This is a genomic window from Sphingomonas sp. CCH9-F2 (assembly GCF_001556735.1).
Taxonomy (GTDB): Bacteria; Pseudomonadota; Alphaproteobacteria; order Sphingomonadales; family Sphingomonadaceae; genus Sphingomonas; species Sphingomonas ginsenosidimutans.
This window is the reverse complement of record NZ_LSJO01000492.1, coordinates 1-503: the sequence shown is the minus strand read 5'-3', so window position 1 is coordinate 503 and position 503 is coordinate 1. Positions and strand designations below refer to the sequence as shown.

Here is a 503-nt window from a genome sequence, read left to right as displayed (position 1 = left end):
CACCTATCGCGCGCTCTGGCGCTGGCATTTCTATGCCGGGCTGGTCGTCGCACCGTTCCTGCTGATCCTCAGCATCACCGGCGCGATCTATCTGTTCAATGACGAGATCGACGACGCGCTGTACCCGACCCGTCGTTTCGTCCCCGCGCACGTCGCACAGCTGCCGCCCTCGCGGCTGGTCGACGCGGCGCTGTCGGCACATCCCGGGAAGGTGACGCGGATCGACATGCCGGCGGCGGCGAACCGGCCCGCGATCGTGTTCGTCACGCCCGCCGCCGGCGATCCGCTGCGCGTCGCGGTCGATCCGGGCAGCGGGCGCGTGCTGGGCGATTACATCTATACCCGCACGCTGGTGGGGATGGCCGACACGCTCCACGGCTCGCTGATGCTCGGCTGGTGGGGCGGGCTGGTGATGGAACTGGCGGCGGGCTGGGCGATCGTGCTGATCGCCACCGGCCTGTACCTGTGGTGGCCGCGCGGGCGGCGCGGGCTGGCGGGGGTGG

General features: G+C 71.0%; 1 protein-coding gene. It reads left to right on the top strand.

Annotation, left to right across the window (positions count from 1 at the left end):
- Nucleotides 1-503, top strand: a 503-nt coding sequence (locus AX685_RS13875; RefSeq protein WP_197418622.1) for a PepSY-associated TM helix domain-containing protein, incomplete at both ends; no start/stop codon positions are given.